The organism is Variovorax sp. Soil_C_33 (assembly GCF_057656935.1).
Window position 1 is genome coordinate 1 of record NZ_JBDGJK010000017.1, and the last position, 18,714, is coordinate 18,714.

General features: G+C 68.0%; 20 protein-coding genes. 10 read left to right on the forward strand and 10 right to left on the reverse strand.

Annotation, left to right across the window (positions count from 1 at the left end):
- Positions 1 to 944: MCP four helix bundle domain-containing protein (locus tag AC3A6B_RS23075; RefSeq protein ID WP_487838978.1), on the reverse strand; the 944-nt coding region annotated here is incomplete at its 3' end.
- Here AC3A6B_RS23075 and AC3A6B_RS23080 point away from each other — a divergent pair.
- The 4 genes from AC3A6B_RS23080 (at position 916) to AC3A6B_RS23095 (ending at position 7,361) form a co-directional block, all read left to right on the forward strand.
- Positions 916 to 1,458, forward strand: a complete 543-nt coding sequence (locus AC3A6B_RS23080) for a hypothetical protein (protein WP_487838979.1) — start codon at positions 916 to 918, stop codon at positions 1,456 to 1,458. The genes AC3A6B_RS23075 and AC3A6B_RS23080 overlap by 29 nt on opposite strands.
- Before the next feature lie 76 nt (positions 1,459 to 1,534).
- Positions 1,535 to 2,767, forward strand: coding sequence for a TolC family protein (locus AC3A6B_RS23085; protein WP_487838980.1), 1,233 nt, complete (start codon positions 1,535 to 1,537; stop codon positions 2,765 to 2,767).
- Positions 2,764 to 4,236, forward strand: coding sequence for an efflux RND transporter periplasmic adaptor subunit (locus AC3A6B_RS23090; protein WP_487838981.1), 1,473 nt, complete (start codon positions 2,764 to 2,766; stop codon positions 4,234 to 4,236). The genes AC3A6B_RS23085 and AC3A6B_RS23090 overlap by 4 nt, the downstream gene beginning before the upstream one ends.
- The gene (locus AC3A6B_RS23095) at positions 4,233 to 7,361 is read left to right on the forward strand and encodes an efflux RND transporter permease subunit (RefSeq protein ID WP_487838982.1); all 3,129 of its coding nucleotides are present in this window, start codon (positions 4,233 to 4,235) and stop codon (positions 7,359 to 7,361) included. The genes AC3A6B_RS23090 and AC3A6B_RS23095 overlap by 4 nt, the downstream gene beginning before the upstream one ends.
- 22 nt (positions 7,362 to 7,383) lie before the next feature.
- Here the strand turns inward: AC3A6B_RS23095 and arsH are convergent, their stop codons facing one another.
- Positions 7,384 to 8,121 (reverse strand): arsenical resistance protein ArsH, encoded by a 738-nt coding sequence (arsH, locus tag AC3A6B_RS23100; protein ID WP_487838983.1) that lies wholly within the window; start codon positions 8,119 to 8,121, stop codon positions 7,384 to 7,386.
- Positions 8,087 to 8,533 (reverse strand): arsenate reductase (glutaredoxin), encoded by a 447-nt coding sequence (arsC, locus tag AC3A6B_RS23105; protein WP_487838984.1) that lies wholly within the window; start codon positions 8,531 to 8,533, stop codon positions 8,087 to 8,089. Before arsC ends, arsH begins: the two co-directional genes overlap by 35 nt.
- 29 nt (positions 8,534 to 8,562) lie before the next feature.
- On the opposite strand from arsC, the gene AC3A6B_RS23110 reads away from it, so the two are divergent.
- The 6 genes from AC3A6B_RS23110 to AC3A6B_RS23135 are packed head-to-tail and all read left to right on the forward strand — an operon-like array spanning position 8,563 to position 12,271.
- Positions 8,563 to 8,886, forward strand: coding sequence for an ArsR/SmtB family transcription factor (locus tag AC3A6B_RS23110; RefSeq protein ID WP_487838985.1), 324 nt, complete (start codon positions 8,563 to 8,565; stop codon positions 8,884 to 8,886).
- Between the two features lie 11 nt (positions 8,887 to 8,897).
- Complete coding sequence (locus AC3A6B_RS23115) at positions 8,898 to 9,335, forward strand: ArsI/CadI family heavy metal resistance metalloenzyme (RefSeq protein ID WP_487838986.1); 438 nt, start codon at positions 8,898 to 8,900, stop codon at positions 9,333 to 9,335.
- An 8-nt stretch (positions 9,336 to 9,343) separates the two neighbouring features.
- Positions 9,344 to 9,856, forward strand: a complete 513-nt coding sequence (locus AC3A6B_RS23120; protein ID WP_487838987.1) for an arsenate reductase ArsC — start codon at positions 9,344 to 9,346, stop codon at positions 9,854 to 9,856.
- Positions 9,853 to 10,347 carry an arsenate reductase ArsC gene (locus AC3A6B_RS23125; protein WP_487838988.1) on the forward strand — a complete coding sequence of 165 codons (495 nt, stop codon included), beginning with the start codon at positions 9,853 to 9,855 and terminating at the stop codon, positions 10,345 to 10,347. Before AC3A6B_RS23120 ends, AC3A6B_RS23125 begins: the two co-directional genes overlap by 4 nt.
- A 4-nt stretch (positions 10,348 to 10,351) precedes the next feature.
- The gene (locus tag AC3A6B_RS23130) at positions 10,352 to 11,065 is read left to right on the forward strand and encodes an MIP/aquaporin family protein (protein WP_487838989.1); all 714 of its coding nucleotides are present in this window, start codon (positions 10,352 to 10,354) and stop codon (positions 11,063 to 11,065) included.
- On the forward strand, positions 11,066 to 12,271 hold the full coding sequence (locus tag AC3A6B_RS23135; protein ID WP_487838990.1) for an MFS transporter: 1,206 nt from the start codon (positions 11,066 to 11,068) through the stop codon (positions 12,269 to 12,271).
- Positions 12,272 to 12,329: 58 nt separating this feature from the next.
- On the opposite strand, the gene acs is transcribed toward AC3A6B_RS23135, so the two are convergent.
- From acs to mdcC, 7 genes are all read right to left on the reverse strand, one after another.
- Entirely contained in the window at positions 12,330 to 14,252 is a 1,923-nt protein-coding gene (gene acs / locus AC3A6B_RS23140) for an acetate--CoA ligase (protein WP_487838991.1), read from the reverse strand.
- Between the two features lie 70 nt (positions 14,253 to 14,322).
- Entirely contained in the window at positions 14,323 to 15,231 is a 909-nt protein-coding gene (locus tag AC3A6B_RS23145; protein ID WP_487838992.1) for an acyltransferase domain-containing protein, read from the reverse strand.
- On the reverse strand, positions 15,228 to 16,091 hold the full coding sequence (mdcB, locus tag AC3A6B_RS23150) for a triphosphoribosyl-dephospho-CoA synthase MdcB (RefSeq protein WP_487838993.1): 864 nt from the start codon (positions 16,089 to 16,091) through the stop codon (positions 15,228 to 15,230). Before mdcB ends, AC3A6B_RS23145 begins: the two co-directional genes overlap by 4 nt.
- Entirely contained in the window at positions 16,088 to 16,771 is a 684-nt protein-coding gene (gene mdcG / locus AC3A6B_RS23155) for a malonate decarboxylase holo-[acyl-carrier-protein] synthase (protein ID WP_487839110.1), read from the reverse strand. Before mdcG ends, mdcB begins: the two co-directional genes overlap by 4 nt.
- Before the next feature lie 5 nt (positions 16,772 to 16,776).
- Positions 16,777 to 17,478, reverse strand: coding sequence for a biotin-independent malonate decarboxylase subunit gamma (gene mdcE / locus AC3A6B_RS23160; RefSeq protein ID WP_487838994.1), 702 nt, complete (start codon positions 17,476 to 17,478; stop codon positions 16,777 to 16,779).
- Positions 17,479 to 17,492: 14 nt separating this feature from the next.
- Entirely contained in the window at positions 17,493 to 18,371 is an 879-nt protein-coding gene (locus AC3A6B_RS23165) for a biotin-independent malonate decarboxylase subunit beta (RefSeq protein WP_487838995.1), read from the reverse strand.
- Positions 18,368 to 18,700, reverse strand: a complete 333-nt coding sequence (mdcC, locus tag AC3A6B_RS23170) for a malonate decarboxylase acyl carrier protein (protein WP_487838996.1) — start codon at positions 18,698 to 18,700, stop codon at positions 18,368 to 18,370. The genes AC3A6B_RS23165 and mdcC overlap by 4 nt, the downstream gene beginning before the upstream one ends.
- Positions 18,701 to 18,714 lie beyond the last annotated feature (14 nt).

Genomic DNA, 18,714 nt, shown 5'->3' on the forward strand with positions numbered 1-18,714 from the left:
TGCTTCACGGTGCTGGTGAGTTCTTCCATCGAGGCCGCGGTCTGCTCCAGCGAGCTGGCCTGCTCCTCGGTGCGCGAGGACAGGTCCTGGTTGCCCGAAGCGATCTGGCTCGAAGCCGTCGAGACATTCACCACCACGCCCTGCACCTGCTGCAGCGACTTCTGCAAGGCCGTGCGCATTAGATCGATGGCACGCAGAAGACGGCCGGTCTCGTCGTTGGCATAGCTTGTCTGCGGCGCGCCGGTCAGGTCCATGTCGGCGATCGACTGCGCCATGGTCTCCGCCCGGCGCAGCGGATGCGTGATGCTGCGCGCCAGGAACCAGGCCAGCAGGGTGCCGAAGATCAGCGACAGCGCGGAGCAGACGATCAGCAGCGTCGTGGTCTGCGCGCGCAGGTCCTCTGCGCGCTTCGCTGCGGCATCGAGGCCGGCGCGCTGCAGGTCGACCATCTGCTTCACGCCCGCCAGGTAGCTGACCGAAGTCGGTTCGAAGCGCGCAGTGAAAACGCGGCCGGCGCCTTCGAGGTCGCCTGCCAGCTTGAGCTTGCTGACCTCTTCGCGCGCGGCGAGGTAGTCCTTGCGCAGTTCGCCCACCGTCTGGAACAGCTCGCGTTCCTCGGGCTTGACCATCTGCCCTTCGATGAACTTCTGCAGCTCGTTGGTTTCCTTGATCGATGCCGCCGTGGCGGGCGCGAAATAGGCGATCAGGCTGGCGTCGCTGCTCTTGGCGATGGCGGCGGCCCGCTGCACGCCCGACGTGGTGTGGCGCAGCCAGTCGGCGCCGGCGCGTTCGGTCCTGACGTTGTCCTGGACCATGCCGGTGATCTCGACGCCGAGCTGCCGCAGCTTCAATGCAGAAATCACGCTGCTTGCCAGGAAGAGGGCGAGGATCGCGCCCAGCACGATGGCCAATCGCTTGGCGATCGAGATATTGCTCAGAAACATGGAGGCTCCGGAAGACGGGAAGGTCAAAAAAGAGAAAAGACAGACCTATATCGGCAGCCGGTCCAGAAAATTAAGGGAAGACCCGCATGTTCGGCGCAATCAAAGCCACATCGCTACACTCTTCGCTGTCATGTACAGACGCTCGCTCCATCGCTGCATGACCGCGTTCGTCGTGGTCCTGTCGCTGCTGTTCTCGCAGCTGGCGCTCGCGAACTACGTCTGTGCTGGTGCCGCTGACGCAGTCGCGATGGCGGAAATGATGGCCGTGGGCGAACCGTGTCAAGGCATGGATTCGGCGCAGCCGGTGCTCTGCCACCAGTACGCAGCCGACATGTCGCTGTCGTTCGAGCCGGTGAAGGTGGCCACCCCGTCGCTGCCGGCCATCGTGCAGGTGCTGGTCGTGCCTCTTGTGCTGGAGGCACAGCTCGCTGCGGCGATCTCCGCCGCAGCGACACCGGAGATCCGACCTCCGCCCGACCCCGTTTTTCTTTCCACCCGCAGACTCCGAGTCTGAAATCTCCGTCGACTGAACGGCGCTGGCGCGGCTTGGCCGCTTGCCGGCTGTTGCCTCATTCGTCTTCGGAGTTTTCATGTCATCCCACCTCCTGCGCGCAGCCGCCATGGCTGCCGCACTGCTTCCCTTCCTGGCAGCGGCAGCCCCCCTGACCCTCGAGGCAGCCCTCGACCTCGCCGTCGGGCGCTCCGAGTCCGGTCGCGCCGCGCGCGCCGGGGTGGCGAGCGCGTCTGAGGCCGCCCGAGCGGCCGGCCAGCTTCCGGACCCGATGCTGCGCGCCGGCATCGACAACCTGCCGGTGACGGGGGGCGACCGGTTCAGCAGCACGCGCGATTCGATGACGATGAAGCGCGTCGGCATCAGCCAGGAATGGCTGTCGAGCGACAAGCGAGCCGCTCGCCAGGCGGCGGCCGAGGCCGCCGTCGCCCGCGAGGCAATCCAGTCCCGGACAGCAGCCGCCGCAACCCGGCTGAACACCGCGCTCGCTTACCTCGACGCTTTCTACGCCGGCGAGGCACTGAAGCTGACGACGCTCATGGAGCACCACGCCCATGAGGAGTTCGAGGCAGCGCGTGCTCGACTGGCGTCGTCGGCCGGAAGCAGCCAGGAAGCGCTCGCACTGGCCGGTGCGCGCGGCAGGGCGGAGGACGAATCGGCCGAAGTGCGCCAGCAGCAAGGCGTCGCCACGGTGGCCCTGCAGCGCTGGGTCGGCACCCGGCACGACGAGTTGGCATCCGTGCCCGCGCTGCCATCGCCGACGGAGCAGGCGTACGTCGAAGGGCATCCGGATGTGGTGACGAAGCAGATCGACATCGAGGTGGCCAGGCAGGGCGCGGCTGTCGCCGCATCGGAGCGCAAGCCCAACTGGACCTGGGAGGTCTCCTACGGACAGCGCACCGGCTACTCCGACATGGTGTCGTTCGGCGTGAGCATTCCGCTTCGAGTGGCCCCGTCCGAGCGCCAGGACCGGGAAACCGCAACGAAGCTCGCGCTGGCCGACAAGGCCGAGGCCGAACTTTCCGAGGCGACTCGCGCTGCCGCCGCCGAGTACCGGACGCTTGCCGGCGACGCCCAGCGGCTGCTCGAACGCATCGAGCGATACCGCGCCGGCGTCGTGACCCCGGCGCGGCAACGGACCACCGTGGCCATTGCCGCGTATCGATCGAATCAGGGCACGCTCATGACGCTGTTCGAGGCAAGGCACGCCGAAGTGGAGGCGCAGCGCAAGCTCCTGGCACTGCAACGCGAGCTCGCCAAGGCGCGAGCGCAGCTTGCATTCAAGCCACTCGCACGAGGAGCCGACCAATGAAAGGCACTCACCTCATCGCGCTGCTCATCGTCGCCGGCGCGGTCCTCGCCGGCGCCGGCTTCTTCCTGGGGCGGCACACCACCCACGAAGGCATGAATGCCGAAGCAAGCGGCGACGCTACGTCCCCGGACGGCCGCAAGGTCCTATATTGGCACGACCCCATGGTTCCGGGCCCGCGCTTCGACAAGCCGGGCAAGTCGCCGTTCATGAACATGCAGCTCGTGCCGGTCTACGCCGACAGCGACCCCGGTGCATCCGGCGTCAAGGTGAGTCCCTCGATGCAACAGAGCCTGGGCATCCGCTACGCCACGGTGCGACGTGCCGAAGCCTCGACGTCGTTCGATGCGATTGGCGCGGTGCAGTTCGACGAGCGCCTGAACGTGGCCGTCCAGACGCGGGTCGCCGGATACGTCGAACGCCTGGCTGTACGGGCCCCGATGGAGCGCGTGCGCAAAGGCCAGGCCTTGGCCACCCTCTTCGCGCCGGACTGGCTCGGGCCGCAGAACGAGCTGCTTGCGCTCAAGCGCGCCGGGGTGGCGCCCGAACTCATCGCCGCAGCGCGCGAGCGGATGCGCGCGATGTCGATTCCGGCCGAGCTCATTCGCCGGAGCGAAGAGACCGGGACCGCGCAGGCGCGCTTTACCCTGAGCGCGCCGGCAGGCGGGGTCGTCGCAGAACTCGGCGTCCGGGAAGGCGTTGCCGTCACGCCCGGCATGACCTTGTTTCGCATCGCCGGCCTGGAAAAGGTCTGGGCCGTGGCCGAGGTTCCGGAAGCTCAGGCGGTGCGCTTGAAGCTCGGCCAGAAGGTCAAGGCGGTGCTGCAGGCGGATGCCACCCAGACCTTCGAGGGCGAACTCAAGGAAGTACTTCCGGAGCTCAGCGCGAACACGCGCACGCTGAAGGCGCGCTTCGAGGTCGACAACAAGGAGGGCAAGCTCACGCCCGGCATGCTGCTGCGTCTGCAGGTGGCGGGACCGGCGAACCCCCGGCTGGTCGTACCGGCCGAGGCGGTCATTCGCACAGGCAAGCGCGCGGTGGTCATCGTCCGCAAGGACGACGGCACGTTCGAGCCGCGCGACGTCGCACTGGGCCTGGACCTGGGTGACGATATCGAGATCGCCCGGGGGCTGAACGAAGGGGACCAGGTGGTCGCGAGCGGCCAGTTCCTGATCGACTCCGAGGCTCGGTTGCGTTCGGTGCTGGGAAGCATGGCGGCAGCCGCCGCGCCGCCCGCCCACGTTGCCGAGGGCAAGGTCGAAAGCGTTGAGCCGGACGGCATCACGATTTCCCATGGCCCTGTGCCGTCCCTCAACTGGCCGGCCATGACGATGGGCTTCTCGAAGCCGGATCCCCAGGCGTTCGCGGATGTGAGGCGAGGCGACAGCGTCCGATTCGAGTTCAGGGAGGGCGGGCCCATGGGCCATGAGCTGCTCTCGGTGCAGCGCGTACAACCGGGCGTGAAGAAATGATCGCCGCGCTCATCCGATGGTCGATCGGCAATCGATTCCTGGTGCTCGTCGCCACGCTATTCCTGGTGGTTGCCGGCGTCTGGTCGGCTGCCCGCATACCGGTGGACGCGCTGCCGGACCTGTCGGACGTGCAGGTCATCATCCGGACGCCTTTCCCCGGCAAGGCGCCGCAGGTGGTGGAGGACCTCGTCACCTATCCGCTGACGACGACGATGCTGAGCGTGCCGGGCGCCAGGACGGTTCGCGGCTACTCCTTCTTCGGCGACTCCTTCGTCTATGTGCTGTTCGACGACAAGACGGACCCGTACTGGGCCCGCTCGCGCGTCGTGGAGTACCTCAATCAGGTGCAGGGCAGGTTGCCCGCAGGGGCGAATGCGTCTCTGGGACCCGACGCCACGGGGGTCGGATGGGTCTACGAATACGCGCTGGTGGACCGCTCGGGCAGGCAGGACATCGGACAGCTGCGTGCGCTCAACGACTGGTTCCTGAAGTTCGAGCTGAAGACCGTCCCGGACGTGGCCGAGGTCGCGAGCATCGGCGGCATGGTGCGGCAGTACCAGGTGGTGCTCGACCCTGACCGCATGCGCGCCCTTGGCATCACGCAAGCGACGGTCGTCGCTGCCTTGCAGAAAGCCAACCAGGCGTCCGGCGGCTCGGTCGTGGAGCTTGCAGAAGCCGAGTACATGGTGCGCTCGCGCGGTTACCTGAAATCGCTGAACGATTTCCGCACCATTCCGCTCTCGGTTTCGGGCACGACCCCGTTGCTCCTGCGCGATGTCGCGACGGTGCAGATCGGCCCGGAGATGCGCCGCGGCATCGCCGAACTGGACGGCCAGGGGGAAGTCACGGGCGGCGTGGTCGTCATGCGCTCGGGCAAGAACGCGCGCACGACCATCGAGGCCGTCAAGGCGAAGCTCGAAGCGCTCAAGCCAAGCCTCCCTGCCGGCGTCGAAGTGGTGCCGACATACGACCGGTCCCTGCTCATCGACCGCGCCATCGAGAACCTGCGCTTCAAGTTGCTCGAAGAGTTCGTCGTGGTCGCGCTGGTCTGTGCCGTCTTCCTGTTCCACCTGCGCTCGGCGCTCGTCGCGGTGGTCGCACTCCCCATTGGCGTGCTCGCCGCGTTCGTCGTCATGCATTGGCAAGGTGTCAACGCCAACATCATGTCGCTCGGGGGCATCGCGATCAGCATCGGGGCCATGGTCGACGGCGCCATCGTGATGGTCGAGAACGTCCACAAGCACCTGGAGGCATTCGAGTCGAAGCATGGCAGGCGTCCGGCAACGCCCGAGCGATGGCAACTGGTCGGCTCGGCGTCCATCGAGGTCGGCCCGGCGCTCTTCTTTTCCTTGCTCATCATCGCGCTTTCCTTCGTGCCGGTGTTCTCGCTCGAAGCGCAGGAGGGCCGCCTGTTCTCACCGCTGGCGTTCACGAAAACCTATGCGATGGCGGCGGCGGCCGGCTTGTCGGTGACGCTGGTGCCCGTGCTGATGGGCTACCTCATTCGCGGGCGCATCCCTCACGAGTCGGCGAACCCCGTGAACCGCTTCCTGATGGCGGCGTATCGACCCGCGCTCGAAGCAGTCCTGCGTTTTCCCAAAGCAACGCTGGTGGCCGCTGCGGTGCTCTTGGCCGTCACGGTCATCCCCGCCACGCGCCTCGGCGGCGAGTTCATGCCGCCGCTGGACGAGGGCGACCTGCTCTACATGCCGTCGGCCTTCCCGGGACTTTCAGTTTCCAAAGCGTCGGAACTCCTGCAGCAGACGGACCGCCTCATCAAGACGGTGCCCGAAGTCGAACGCGTCTTCGGGAAGGCCGGTCGCGCCGACACCGCGACCGACCCGGCTCCGCTCGAGATGTTCGAGACCACCATCCAGTTCAAGCCGCGCGAGCAGTGGCGCGCCGGCATGACGCCCGACAAGCTGGTCGATGAACTGGACCGCGTCGTGAAAGTGCCCGGACTGACCAATGTCTGGGTGCCGCCCATCCGCAACCGCATCGACATGCTGGCAACCGGCATCAAGAGCCCTGTCGGCATCAAGGTGGCCGGTGCGGACCTGGCCACCATCGATCGCCTGGCGACGCAGATCGAAGCCGCAGTCGGGCGCGTCCCGGGCGTGTCCTCGGCATTGGCCGAGCGACTGGCCGGCGGCCGGTACATCGATGTCGACGTCGACCGGCTCGCCGCGGCTCGCTATGGCCTTTCCGTGGCGGACGTTCAGTCCATCGTCACGACCGCTGTCGGCGGCGACAACGTCGGCGAAGTGATCCAGGGCCGGGAACGCTATCCCATCAATGTCCGCTACCCGCGGGAGATTCGCGACTCGCTGCAGCGCCTGCGCGAACTGCCCTTCGTGACGGACAAGGGCGCGCAGCTGCTCCTGCAGGACGTGGCGAAGATCGGCATCGAGGAAGGCCCGCCGATGCTGCGCAGCGAGAACGCGCGCCTGTCCGGTTGGGTCTATGTGGACGTCCGGGGCCGAGACCTCCGATCGGTCGTGAACGACATGCAGGCTGCAGTGGCCGGTTCGGTGACCATGCCCGCCGGCTACGCCCTGTCCTGGTCCGGGCAGTTCGAGTATCTGGAGCGCGCCACGCAGCGGCTCAAGCTCGTCGTGCCCGCCACCCTGGCGCTCATCTTCGTGTTGCTGTACCTGCTGTTCAGGTCCTTCGGCGATGCTGCGCTGGTCATGGCGGCGGTGCCGTTCTCGCTCATCGGCGGGTTCTGGCTGGTCTGGGCACTGGGTCACTCCGTCTCGGTGGCCACGGCGGTCGGGTTCATCGCGCTGGCCGGCGTGGCCGCCGAGTTCGGCGTCGTCATGCTCATCTATCTCAAGAATTCACTTGCGCGACGCATCGAGGCTGGAGCGCCGATGAACGACCAGACCTTGCTTGCCGCCATCCGCGAGGGCGCGGTGCTGCGCGTTCGCCCCAAGGCGATGACAGTGGCCGTCGTCATGGCGGGCTTGCTGCCCATCATGTGGGGGAGCGGAACCGGCTCGGAAGTCATGACCCGAATCGCCGCCCCCATGGTGGGAGGCATGGTGACGGCTCCCTTGCTGAGCATGCTGGTGATTCCGGCTGCCTGGTACCTGGCGCACCGGCGCCGAGCCGCCGTTCCTTAAGGGCGCTGCAACGGGATCTTCATCAGATCGATCGTTGATTCACCCGCTTCGACAGCTGCTCTGCGCTCTCTCTTCGTTCGCTGTAGCGGTCCACCAGGTAGGGCGCGGCATCGCGCGTGAGCAGCGTGAACTTGAAGAGCTCTTCCATCACGTCGACCACGCGCTCGTAGTACGGCGAAGGCTTCATGCGGCCGGCATCGTCGAACTCGAGGAATGCCTTGGCCACCGAAGACTGGTTCGGGATGGTGAGCATCCGCATCCACCGGCCCAGCACGCGCAGCTGGTTGACCGCGTTGAAGGACTGGGAGCCGCCCGACACCTGCATCACGGCCAAGGTCTTCCCCTGGGTCGGCCGCACCGCGCCGAGGGCCAGCGGAATCCAGTCGATCTGCGCCTTCATGATTCCGGTCATCGACCCGTGCCGCTCGGGCGAGCACCAGACCATGCCTTCGGCCCATTGCGCGAGCTCGCGCAGTTCGCGCACCTTCGGGTGGTCGTCGGGCGCGCTGTCCGGCAAGGGCAGGCCCGCCGGGTCGAAGATGCGCGCTTCGCCACCCATGCTCTCCAGCAAGCGCGCGGCTTCCTGCGTCAGAAGCCGGCTGTACGAGCGCTCGCGCAGCGATCCGTACAGCAGCAGGAAACGCGGTGCGTGCACCGACGGCGTGCGGCTGAGCAGGCGATCCAGCGTCGGCCGATCGAAAAGTGCGGGATCGATGTGCGGCAACTCAAGCATCGCGTCGGACACGCCGTCCCTCCGCATCGATGACCGCTTCCCCGTCTTCCTTCGTGAAGGCACCGCGTTGCGGCGACGGAAGAATGTCCAGCACGGCTTCGGAGGGCCGGCACAGCCGGGTGCCCAGCGGCGTCACGACGATCGGGCGGTTGATCAGGATCGGGTGCTGCAGCATCAGGTCGATCAGCTGCTCGTCGGTCCACTTCGCGTCGTCGAGGCCGAGCTCGGCGTAGGGCGTTCCCTTCTGGCGCAGCAGCTCGCGCGGCGTGATTCGCATGGCCTTGATCAGGCCGGCCAGGGTGTCGCGGCTCGGCGGCGTCTTCAGGTATTCGACGACGCGCGGCTCGTCGCCGCTGTTGCGGATCAGGGCCAGCGTGTTGCGCGAGGTGCCGCAGGCCGGGTTGTGAAAGATGGTGATTTCAGGGTTGGGGGATTGCATGCCTGCAATTATGCAAATATTATTGAACTATGGAAGAAAATGATGTCGTCAAGTCCCTGGCCGCGCTGGCACAGCCGCTGCGCCTGCAGGTTTTCCGCGCGCTGGTCGTGGCGGGCCCGGGCGGCATGACGCCCGGCGCGCTGGTCGAGAGCCTGGAGGTGGCGGCGACCAGCCTGTCCTTCCATCTCAAGGAGCTGATGCATTCGGGGCTGGTCTCGCAGGAGCGCAACGGCCGCAACCTGATCTATCGCGCTTCCTTCCAGCAGATGAATGCGCTGCTCGGCTACCTCACAGAGAACTGCTGCCAGGGCGAGCAATGCCTCGCCGCGGCGCAACAGGACTGTTCGTGTTGAAGGAGAAACCCATGAAACGATTCCACGTGCACCTCAACGTGCAGGACCTCCAGGCGAGCATCGCCTTCTATTCCCGGCTCTTCGCTTCCGAGCCGGCGCGCGTCGAAAGCGACTATGCCAAATGGATGCTCGCGGATCCGCCGGTGAACTTCGCGGTCTCGGCCCGCGGCGGCGCCTTGGGCGTCGATCATCTCGGCCTTCAGGCGGAGAGCCCGGAGGAGCTGGCCGAACTGAAGGCCCGCGCGCAAGCCGCGGACACCCAGCTTCTCGATGAAGGGGCGACCACCTGCTGCTACGCGCGCAGCGAGAAGCACTGGGTCACCGATCCGCAAGGCGTGGCCTGGGAGCAGTTCCATACGCTCGGCAACATTCCCGTGTTTCGCGAAACCGAGGCGACGGAGACTCCCGCCGCCGCTTGCTGCGCTTCGTCGTCTTCCTCCTGCTGCTGAGTCCTGCCATGACTGAAAAAATCTACAACGTGCTCTTCATCTGCACCGGCAATTCGGCGCGTTCGATCTTGGCCGAAGCCCTGATGAACGACGCGGGCCATGGCCGCTTCAAGGCTTTCTCTGCCGGCAGCCATCCCACCGGCAAGGTGAATCCGCTGGCGCTCAAGGCACTTGAATGGCTGCACCTGCCGACCGGGGGCTATCGCAGCAAGAGCTGGGACGAGTTCGCCCAGCCCGATTCGCCGCGGCTCGACTTCGTGCTCACCGTCTGCGACAACGCTGCCGGCGAGGTGTGTCCGGTATGGCCGGGCCAGCCGATGAGCGCTCACTGGGGTGTGCCCGATCCGGCCGCGGCCGAGGGTTCGGAGGAGGAGAAGCTGCGGCATTTCCACGATGCAGCGCTCACGCTCAAGCGGCGCATCGAGCTGATGCTCGCGCTGCCCCTGGCGCGCCTCGATGCGATGTCGCTCCGGAACGAACTGCACGACATCGGCAAGACCGGAAAGACCGCCGCCCAATGACCATCAACGTGCTGATCCTCTGCACCCACAACTCGGCGCGCAGCGTACTCGCCGAAGGCATGCTGAACCACCTGGCCGCAAAAGCCGGCAAGGACGTGCGCGCCTTCAGCGCCGGCAGCGCCCCGAGCGGCCGGCTCAATCCCTTCGCGCTGGAAGCGCTGACCCGGGCCGGCGTGGATGTGTCGTCCTATCGCAGCAAGAGCTGGGACGAGTTCGTCGGCGCCGACAAGCCGGTGATGCGCATCGTCATCACCGTGTGCGACAGCGCGGCGCAGGAGACCTGCCCCTACTGGCCCGGCAGCCCGGTCAAGGTGCATTGGGGCTACGCCGATCCCTCGAACGCGCCCGGCGGCGAAGAGGGCAAGCGCGTGGCCTTCGAGCTCACGCGGCAGGCCATCGCCTATCGCATGACGCAGCTGCTGGCCCTGCCATTGGATTCCATGAGCAACGCAGACCTGCAGCAGGCGCTCACCGCGATCTCGCAGAGCTGACGGCATGGCTGCGGATCTTCCTCGCAAGCTGCTGGCCGAGATGCTGGGGACGGCGCTCCTGCTCGCCGTCGTGATCGGCTCCGGCATCATGGCCGAGCGCCTGTCCGGCGGAAACATCGCCGTGGCCTTGCTGGCCAACACGCTGGCCACCGTCGGCGGCCTGTACATCCTGATCGAGGTCTTCGGCCCGATCAGCGGCGCGCACTTCAATCCGGCCGTCAGTGCGGTGATGGCCATGCGCCGCGAGCTGCCGGCCTCGAGCCTGGTGCCCTACGTGGCAGCGCAGCTCGTCGGCGCCATGCTCGGCGCCTGGCTGGCCCACGCGATGTTCGACATGGGCATCCTGCAGTTCTCGGCCAAGCTGCGAAGCGGGACGGGGCAATGGATCGCCGAAGCCGTGGCCACCGCCGGCCTGCTGCTGGTCATCCTGCGCGCCCCGGCAGGCCGCGCGCCGGCCATGGTCGCGGCTTACATTGGCGCGGCCTACTGGTTCACCGCGTCGACCTCGTTCGCCAATCCGGCGGCGGTGTTCGGCCGCATGTTCAGCGACAGCTTTGCCGGCATCGCGCCGTCCAGCGCGCCGGGCTTCGTGCTCGCGGAGCTGATCGGGGCGCTCATCGGCCTGGCGGTCCACAATGCCTTCGAGCCGCGCCTGCATCCTGCCGGCCATCCCAACGTGATCGAATCCTCCGGCCAGCCGCAGGACCAGAATCACTGAATGAGCCGATTCGCGACAGTGGCAGCCCTGGGCACGGCGCAGACGCTGGCCTGGGCCTCCTCCTATTACCTGCCCGCCATGCTCGCGGTGCCGATGGCGCGCGATCTGGGCATCGCACCGTCGACGGTCTTCGCCGCCTTCTCGGTGGCGCTGATCGTCTCGGCCGCGCTCGGACCCTCCGCGGGGCGGGCGATCGACCGCTTCGGCGGGAGGCCGGTGCTGATCGCGAGCAACTTCGTGTTCGCTGGCGGCCTGGCCGCGCTGGGCTGGGCCGACAGCACGGCCGCGCTGTTCCTGGCCTGGGCGCTCATGGGCATCGCGATGGGCAGCGGGCTCTACGAGGCCGCCTTCGCCACCGTGGTGCGCCTGCACGGCCAGCAGGCGCGCAGCGCCATCACTGGCATCACCTTGTTCGCGGGCTTCGCGAGCACGGTCGGCTGGCCGGTGTCGGCGGCGCTCGAATCGCACTTCGGCTGGCGCGGCGCCTGCATGGCCTGGGCCGGGCTGCACCTGCTGATCGGCTTGCCGCTCAATGCCTGCCTGCCGCGGCTTCCGCACGCAGGCGCGGCGGATGCGGCTGCGTCGGCGAAGCCCGAGACCGCGCCGCTGCTTGCGGGCGCCGAGGCGCGGCGCGCGGCCCTGCTGATGGCCTACGTGTTCGCCGTCACCTGGTTCATCAGCACTGCCATGGCCGCGCACCTGCCGCGCGTGCTGCAGGCGACCGGCGTGGGCTTCGCGCTGGCCGTGTCCTTCGCGGCGCTGGTCGGGCCGGCGCAGGTGGCGGGGCGGGTGCTGGAGTTCACGGTGCTGCAGCGCTTTCATCCGCTGCTGTCGGCGCGCCTGGCCGCGATGGCGCATCCGCTCGGCGCGATGGCGATCGGGCTCGCGGGTGCGCCGGCCGCGGCGCTGTTCACGGTGCTGCACGGCGCGGGCAACGGCATCCTCACGATCGCGATCGGCACCTTGCCGCTGCTGTTGTTCGGCTCGCAGGGCTACGGCCGGCGGCAGGGCTTGCTCATGGTGCCTGCGCGGCTGGTGCAGGCGGGGGCGCCTTTTCTGTTCGGTTTGGGCCTCGACCGCTGGGGCGCGCAATCCCTGTGGATTTCCGCCCTGCTGGGCGTGACGGCGATGGGCGCGTTGATGTGCATCCCGGTACCGAACGGCCTTGCCAAGCGCGCAACAGCGCGGTCGACCGGCACGCCCTGAGCGCGCGATCGATGGCCTCGCGCCGGCATTCAGATGAAGCCCCGGCGCCTTCAGGCACTCAATTCTTCTGCGCCAGCTGTTCCAGGATGGCCGGGTTCTCCAGCGTGGACGTGTCCTGCGTGATGATTTCGCCCCGCGCCACGGAGCGCAGCAGCCTGCGCATGATCTTGCCGCTGCGTGTCTTCGGCAGGTTGTCGCCGAAGCGGATGTCCTTGGGCTTCGCGATCGGGCCGATCTCCTTGGCGACCCAGTTGCGCAGCGCATTGGCGATCCGCTTTGCGTCTTCGCCGCTCGGGCGCGGGCCCTTCAGTACCACGAAGGCGCAGATCGCCTCGCCGGTGGTTTCGTCGGGGCGGGCGACCACCGCGGCTTCGGCCACCAGCTCGGTGCACGACACCAGCGCCGACTCGATCTCCATGGTGCCCATGCGATGGCCCGAGACGTTGAGCACATCGTCGATACGGCCGGTGATCGTGAAGTAGCCGGTCTTCGCATCGCGGATTGCACCGTCTCCCGCGAGGTAGTAGCCCTTGAGCTCAGGCGGGTAGTAGCTCGCCTTGAAGCGCTCAGGGTCGCCCCAGATTGTGCGGATCATGCTCGGCCACGGCTTCTTGACCGCCAGGATGCCGCCCTGGCCGTTGGGCACGTCGGCGCCGGTCTCGTCGACGATGGCCGCCGCGATGCCCGGGAAGGGCAGGGTGCAGGAGCCTGGCACCAGCGGCGTGGCGCCCGGCAGCGGCGTGATCATGTGGCCGCCGGTCTCGGTCTGCCAGAAGGTGTCGACGATCGGGCAGCGGCCGCCGCCGATGTGCCGGTAGAACCACTCCCAGGCTGCGGGATTGATCGGCTCACCGACCGAGCCCAGGATGCGCAGGCTCGAAAGATCGTAGCGCTTCGGGTGCACCGCATCGTCGGCCTCGGCCGCCTTGATCAGCGAGCGGATCGCCGTCGGTGCGGTGTAGAACACGCTGACCTGGTGGTCCTGGATCATCTTCCAGAAGCGGCCCGCGTCGGGGTACGTGGGCACGCTCTCGAACACGACCTCGGTCGCCCCCAGTGCGAGAGGGCCGTAGGTGATGTAGGTGTGGCCGGTGACCCAGCCGATGTCGGCGGTGCACCAGAACACATCGTCGTCCTTCAAGTCGAAGGTCCAGGCGGTGGTGAGCGCCGCATGCAGCAGGTAGCCGCCGCTGGAATGCTGGACGCCCTTGGGCTTGCCGGTCGAGCCCGAGGTGTAGAGCACGAACAGGGGATGCTCGGCGCCCACCCATTCGGGTTCGCAGGTCTCTGCCTGTTCTTGCGTCTCTTCGTGCAGCCAGCGGTCGCGCGACGGGACCCAGCCGATCGGTCCGCCGGTGCGCCGGTAGACGATGACGTTCTTGACGGTCTCGCAGCCGCCCAGAGCGATGGCTTCGTCGACGATGGCCTTGAGGGGCAGCTGCTTGCCCCCGCGCATCTGTTCGTCGGCCGTGATGACCATGACTGCGCCGGCATCCTGGATGCGGTCGCGCAGGCTGTGCGCCGAGAAGCCGCCGAACACCACCGAATGCGTGGCGCCGATGCGCGCGCAAGCTTGCATCGCGACCACGCCCTCGATGCTCATCGAGATGTAGATGACGACGCGGTCGCCCCTTCTGACGCCGCGCGCCTTCAGCGCATTGGCCAGGCGGCAGGTGCGCGCCAGCAGCTCGCGGTAGCTGACCCGCGTCACCTGGCCGTCGTCGGCTTCGAAGACGATCGCGGTCTTGTCGCCCAGGCCGCGCTCGACCTGGCGGTCGAGGCAGTTGTAGGACACGTTGAGCGTGCCGTCCTCGAACCATTTGAAGAACGGCGCCTGGCTGTCGTCGAGTCCCTGGGTGAATGGCGTTTTCCAGCTCACGAATTCGCGCGCGAGGCGCGACCAGTAGGCGCTGTGATCGGCTTCGGCCTCGGCCACCAGTTGGTCGTAGGCGGCCATGCCGGACACACGGGCGTTCTTCATTTCCGGGACTGGAACCGGATGGGGCATTGCTTCGTTCTCGCTCACGGTAGATCTCCTGAGTTCATTCAATTCATCGGTCCACGTGGCTGTTCAGCCAGGCTGCGACCGCTGCAGCACTGCGAAAGTCGTCGCAAGCGCGCGCTGGAACGGTGGGCCAGCGCTGATTCCACATGCGCGCCAGGGCCTGGCCCGGACCCAGCTCCAGTACGCAACGTACTTGCCGCGCCATGACGTTTTCCATGCATTCGTCCCAGCGAACCGTCGTGGCGATCTGAGCGGCCAGCGCAGTCCGGGCCGACGCTGCATCCCGGATGCGGTCCCTTGCATTGCTGAACAGCACGACTCGAGGCGCGTGGAACGGCACCTCCGCAAGCGTCTGCGCGAAGCTCTCTGCCGCCTCGCGCATCCAGGGCGTGTGCGATGCCACATTGATGCGCAGGCGCGTGCACTGCGCGCCGGCGGCCAGGGCCACGCGTTCCGCATGGTCCAACGCGGCTCTCGGGCCGCCGAGGATCACGCTGTCGTTTCCGTTGCGGATGGCGAGTGCAAGGCCGGCTTCGTCGCGTATTTGCTCGAGCCGCGACTCGGAAAGTCCGCTGACGGCGAGCAGACCGCCGGGCGCGCGAGCGGCGCATCGATCCATGGCCTCGGCCCGCAGCGGCGCCAGGGCCGCGGCCGTGGCGGGCTCGATCACGCCGGCCGCGCTGAAGGCCGCCAACTCGCCGACGCTGTAGCCGGCGACTGCGGCCGGCGATGCGACCAGGGGCGCCAGCTGGCCCCAGGCCGCCAAGGCGAGCCCGGTCAGAAGCGTCTGCGCATTGTCGTTGCGCTCGGCCCAACCCGGGTCTGCGAGCGCATGGCGCCAGTCGTCGATGCCTAGCTGCGCGCACATGTCGCGCACGAGCTCGTCGTCCGCCAACCAGGGCAGCATCGCCGGATGCTGAGTGCCTTGGCCGGAAAAAAGCAGTGCGAAGCTCATGAGCCTGGACACACGCGCCTGATCCAGCAGGCGGCGGCGAGCGTGTCGGCGGCACCCCCGGGCGACAGGCGCCGCCGGACGAAATCGTCGGCAATGGCTTGTGCCTCCTGGAGCCCGTCGGGCCGTGCGATGCCTCCGCGATCCAGGAATCCCCGCGCAGCGCGCTGGGCCCAGCGCAAGCCGGCGAGCCCGCCGCGATGCGCGAGATTGCTGTCATCCAACACGGCCATGATGTGGAACAAGGTGTCGAGCCGGGCCTGTGAGGGCGTCAGGCCGCGGGCCAATGCTCCCGTCAGCGCGGGGAGCGCCGTTTCGAACAACACCGGGAAGGCCAGCGCCGCCTCTGCGGATGCGCTGCGCAGGCCGTGGCGCCGCGCGGCGATGCCGCCCTGCAAGACGGGCGGACGCCGGCTGCGGCTGGCCAGCGCATCGCCCCAGTGCCGGCGCAAGGCAACACGCAGGGGGTCTGGATGCACTGCGCTGCCGTGCTCACGCAGGACGCCGCCGGCCGCGGCGCACAACAGGCCGAGCATGAAGATCGCGCCGCGGTGCGTGTTGACGCCGCCGGTGGCGGCGAGCATGCGTGCCTCCGCCGCGATGCCGCACCGCTCGAGCACGGCGAAATCAGCGCCGCAAGCGCCGGCTTCGGCAATCTGCGCGAAGTACCGTCGCAGCGAGAACAGGCTGCGCATGAAGGTGTGCGCGTCCATGTCGTCATGGCTGCCGCGGTCGATCAATGTCACCAGGCCCGGCTTGGGGGCCAAAGACAGTTCGTCATACAGCGCGAGCGTGGCGGCGCGTCCGAGCATCGCCGTCGTGAGCGGCGGCTCCGGCTGCAGCGACAGCGCGGTGTTCCTCATCCGGCCAGCTCCGCCAACTCGGGGCGGTCGCACCACGCGGCATCGCGCTGCAGGGTCACGCCATTCAGCCGCTTGACCATCAGCGCCCGCGCGCGTCCGGCGCGCCACTCGATCCATTCGCGCCACGCAACCGCAGCGCCGTCGCCGAACAGAAGCTCGCCGTCCAGCCGCAGCCGTGCAGTGCCAAAGGACTGGAGCGAACGAGTCGCAGCATCCGCATGGACCACCCCATCGACGCAGACCGACAGATCGAGGTCGGAGCCCGGCCGTACGTGATCGAGAGCACTGATCGCCTGCCAGCCGTAGCTGCCGAACACGCGCGCGGTCGCATGGCACGCGTCGAGGCCGCCGAGGAGATCGCGCACCGGGGATCGTGCCGACGGCGGCAGCAAGCCCTGTACCTCGGCAAGGCGCGGGAACTCGTCGAGTCCCAGCACCACAGCGTGAGGCACCTGCAGGGCCAGCCGGCGCCGGCCCCAGCGCGCAGGTGCCGGCAAGCCGAGCGCAATCCATCCCCTGGAGGTCGCATCGTGCGGTTGACGCGTCACCACCAGCGGCAGCCGATGCATCGCCCAATGCGTCAGGCAATCGCGCGCTGCGCTGTCCCATGGGTGGTCCAGGACGGCGGCCCAGCCGGCTTCGGAAAGCCGGGCGAGTTGGTGGCGACGCAGGGAAATCATGGCGATCACGCAGCGTCCAGTACGCGCTGCACGACCCCGGCGGCAAGCCGGCGTCCACCGCGTTCGGCGCCGTCCTGCGCGCGCCGGTCTTCGGTCGGCGTGTTGGCCAGCGCATCGCGCAGGCAGGTCTTCAAGTCGCCACGCCACAGCGCGCGCACGCCACCCATGGCCACGTAGTTCTGCACCCCTGGAGCGAACACCGGGTTGGATTTCGACAGTGCCGTGAGCTTGTCCTCCGGCAGCTTGGTCACGCGCGCCATGGCGGGAATGCGCATGACCCGGATCTCGGCATCCGGCAGCGCGTAGCAGGCGTCGGCAATCAGCCCCGAGGTGATGAAGCCGCCGGACAGGGCCTGGTCGTACACCAGGCCGATCACGCGGTGGCCGCGCCGCCGCGCCAGGTCGATGCTCGCGCCGAGGTGCGCCATCGCACGGTTGATGCCGAGCAATTCATCGCGTCGGCGAAGCTGCTGGCCCTGGGTGTCGATGAGCAGCAGGATCGGCCGGCCAGGGTGCTGGGTGATGGTGTCCAGCACCACGCGGGCCTGCGCCAGCGCGAGCCGCACCCCGATCGGGGCATGGTTCGTGGTGCCGATCACCGTGAGCGGCTCGCCTTCGAAAATCACTTCGCCCAGCAGGAAGTCGCCGACGGCGCGCATGCCGTGATAGGAGCCGAAGAGCTGGGTGACAAGGGAATTCCATTGCATGTGATGCTCCTCGGTTAACTGGCGCGCAGGGCCCGCACGGCTTCGACGGGAAGATCAGGAACCTGCTGCGCGTCGGCGATGCCGAGCGCGCGCCAGAGCAGCGTCGCTTCGTCGCCGCCGGCGGTGTCAGATGGCAGTGCGTGCAGGCGCGCCGTGAGCAACGCGTGCTCCTCTTCCAGCGCCGCGACGTTCAATGGCTTCGATGCATCGATCGCGGCGACCGCAGCCGCGCGGAATTCCGCGACGTCGTCTTCGACCAGCGCGTCGCAGTCGCCGGTCAGCCAGCGGTGCTTGCCGCCGGTGGTGCGCCAGACCAGCGCACGGTCGCGCGAATCGAATTCCTCCACGCCGTGGGATGCTTCGATCACCTCGGGCCCCGACATCGCCAGCCGCCCGACATCGCTCATCACGATGAAGTCGGCACAGCGCGCCACGATGCCCATGCCGCCGAAGCAACCGTTGGCGCCGCCGATCAGCACGATCACAGGGATGCCGGCAGCGCGCACGTCGAGCAGTGCGCGCATCACTTCCGACACTGCAATGAGCCCCGCGTTGGCCTCATGCAAGCGCACGCCGCCCGATTCGGCCAGCAACAGCACGGCGGTCGGCCGGTCGCGCAGCGCGCGCTGCAGCAGGCCGACCAGCTTGGCGCCGTGAACCTCGCCGACGCCGCCGCCCATGAATGCGCCTTCCTGCGCCGCCACGAAGACCTCGCGGCCGTCGAGCATCGCACGGCCGACCGCCACGCCGTCGTCGAAAGCCGAGGGCACGCCGAGCTGCGCCAGGTGCGGGCTGGTGACCCGCTCGGCAGGCGGCAGCCATTCGTGGAAACTGCCGGGGTCGAGCAGCAGCGCCAGCCGCTCGCGCGCCGAGCATTCGGCAAAGCTGATCATGGCTGCCCTCCAGTGATCTCGGCCACTGCCTGGTCAAGCCGCAGGCTCACCACCGCGGGCGTGGCGCCCATGTCGTTGATCGAGACGCGCACGCCGGCCAGCGGATGGCGCGCGTGGAAGTCGTTCATCACGGCCTGCCAGATCGGGCCGAAGCCGCGCGCCGACGTCTCGACGCGCACTGCGCAGTCATTCCCGTCGGCTGGCTCGAGCATGACCTCGAGGTTGCCGGAGCCGACGACGCCGACCAGCACCGGCGCAAAGGCGCCGGCCGGCCGGCCGCCGGAGAAAGAAAAGTCCAGGGTTTCGAGCCCTGCGGGAACGTCGCTCATGGTCGGGACTCCTG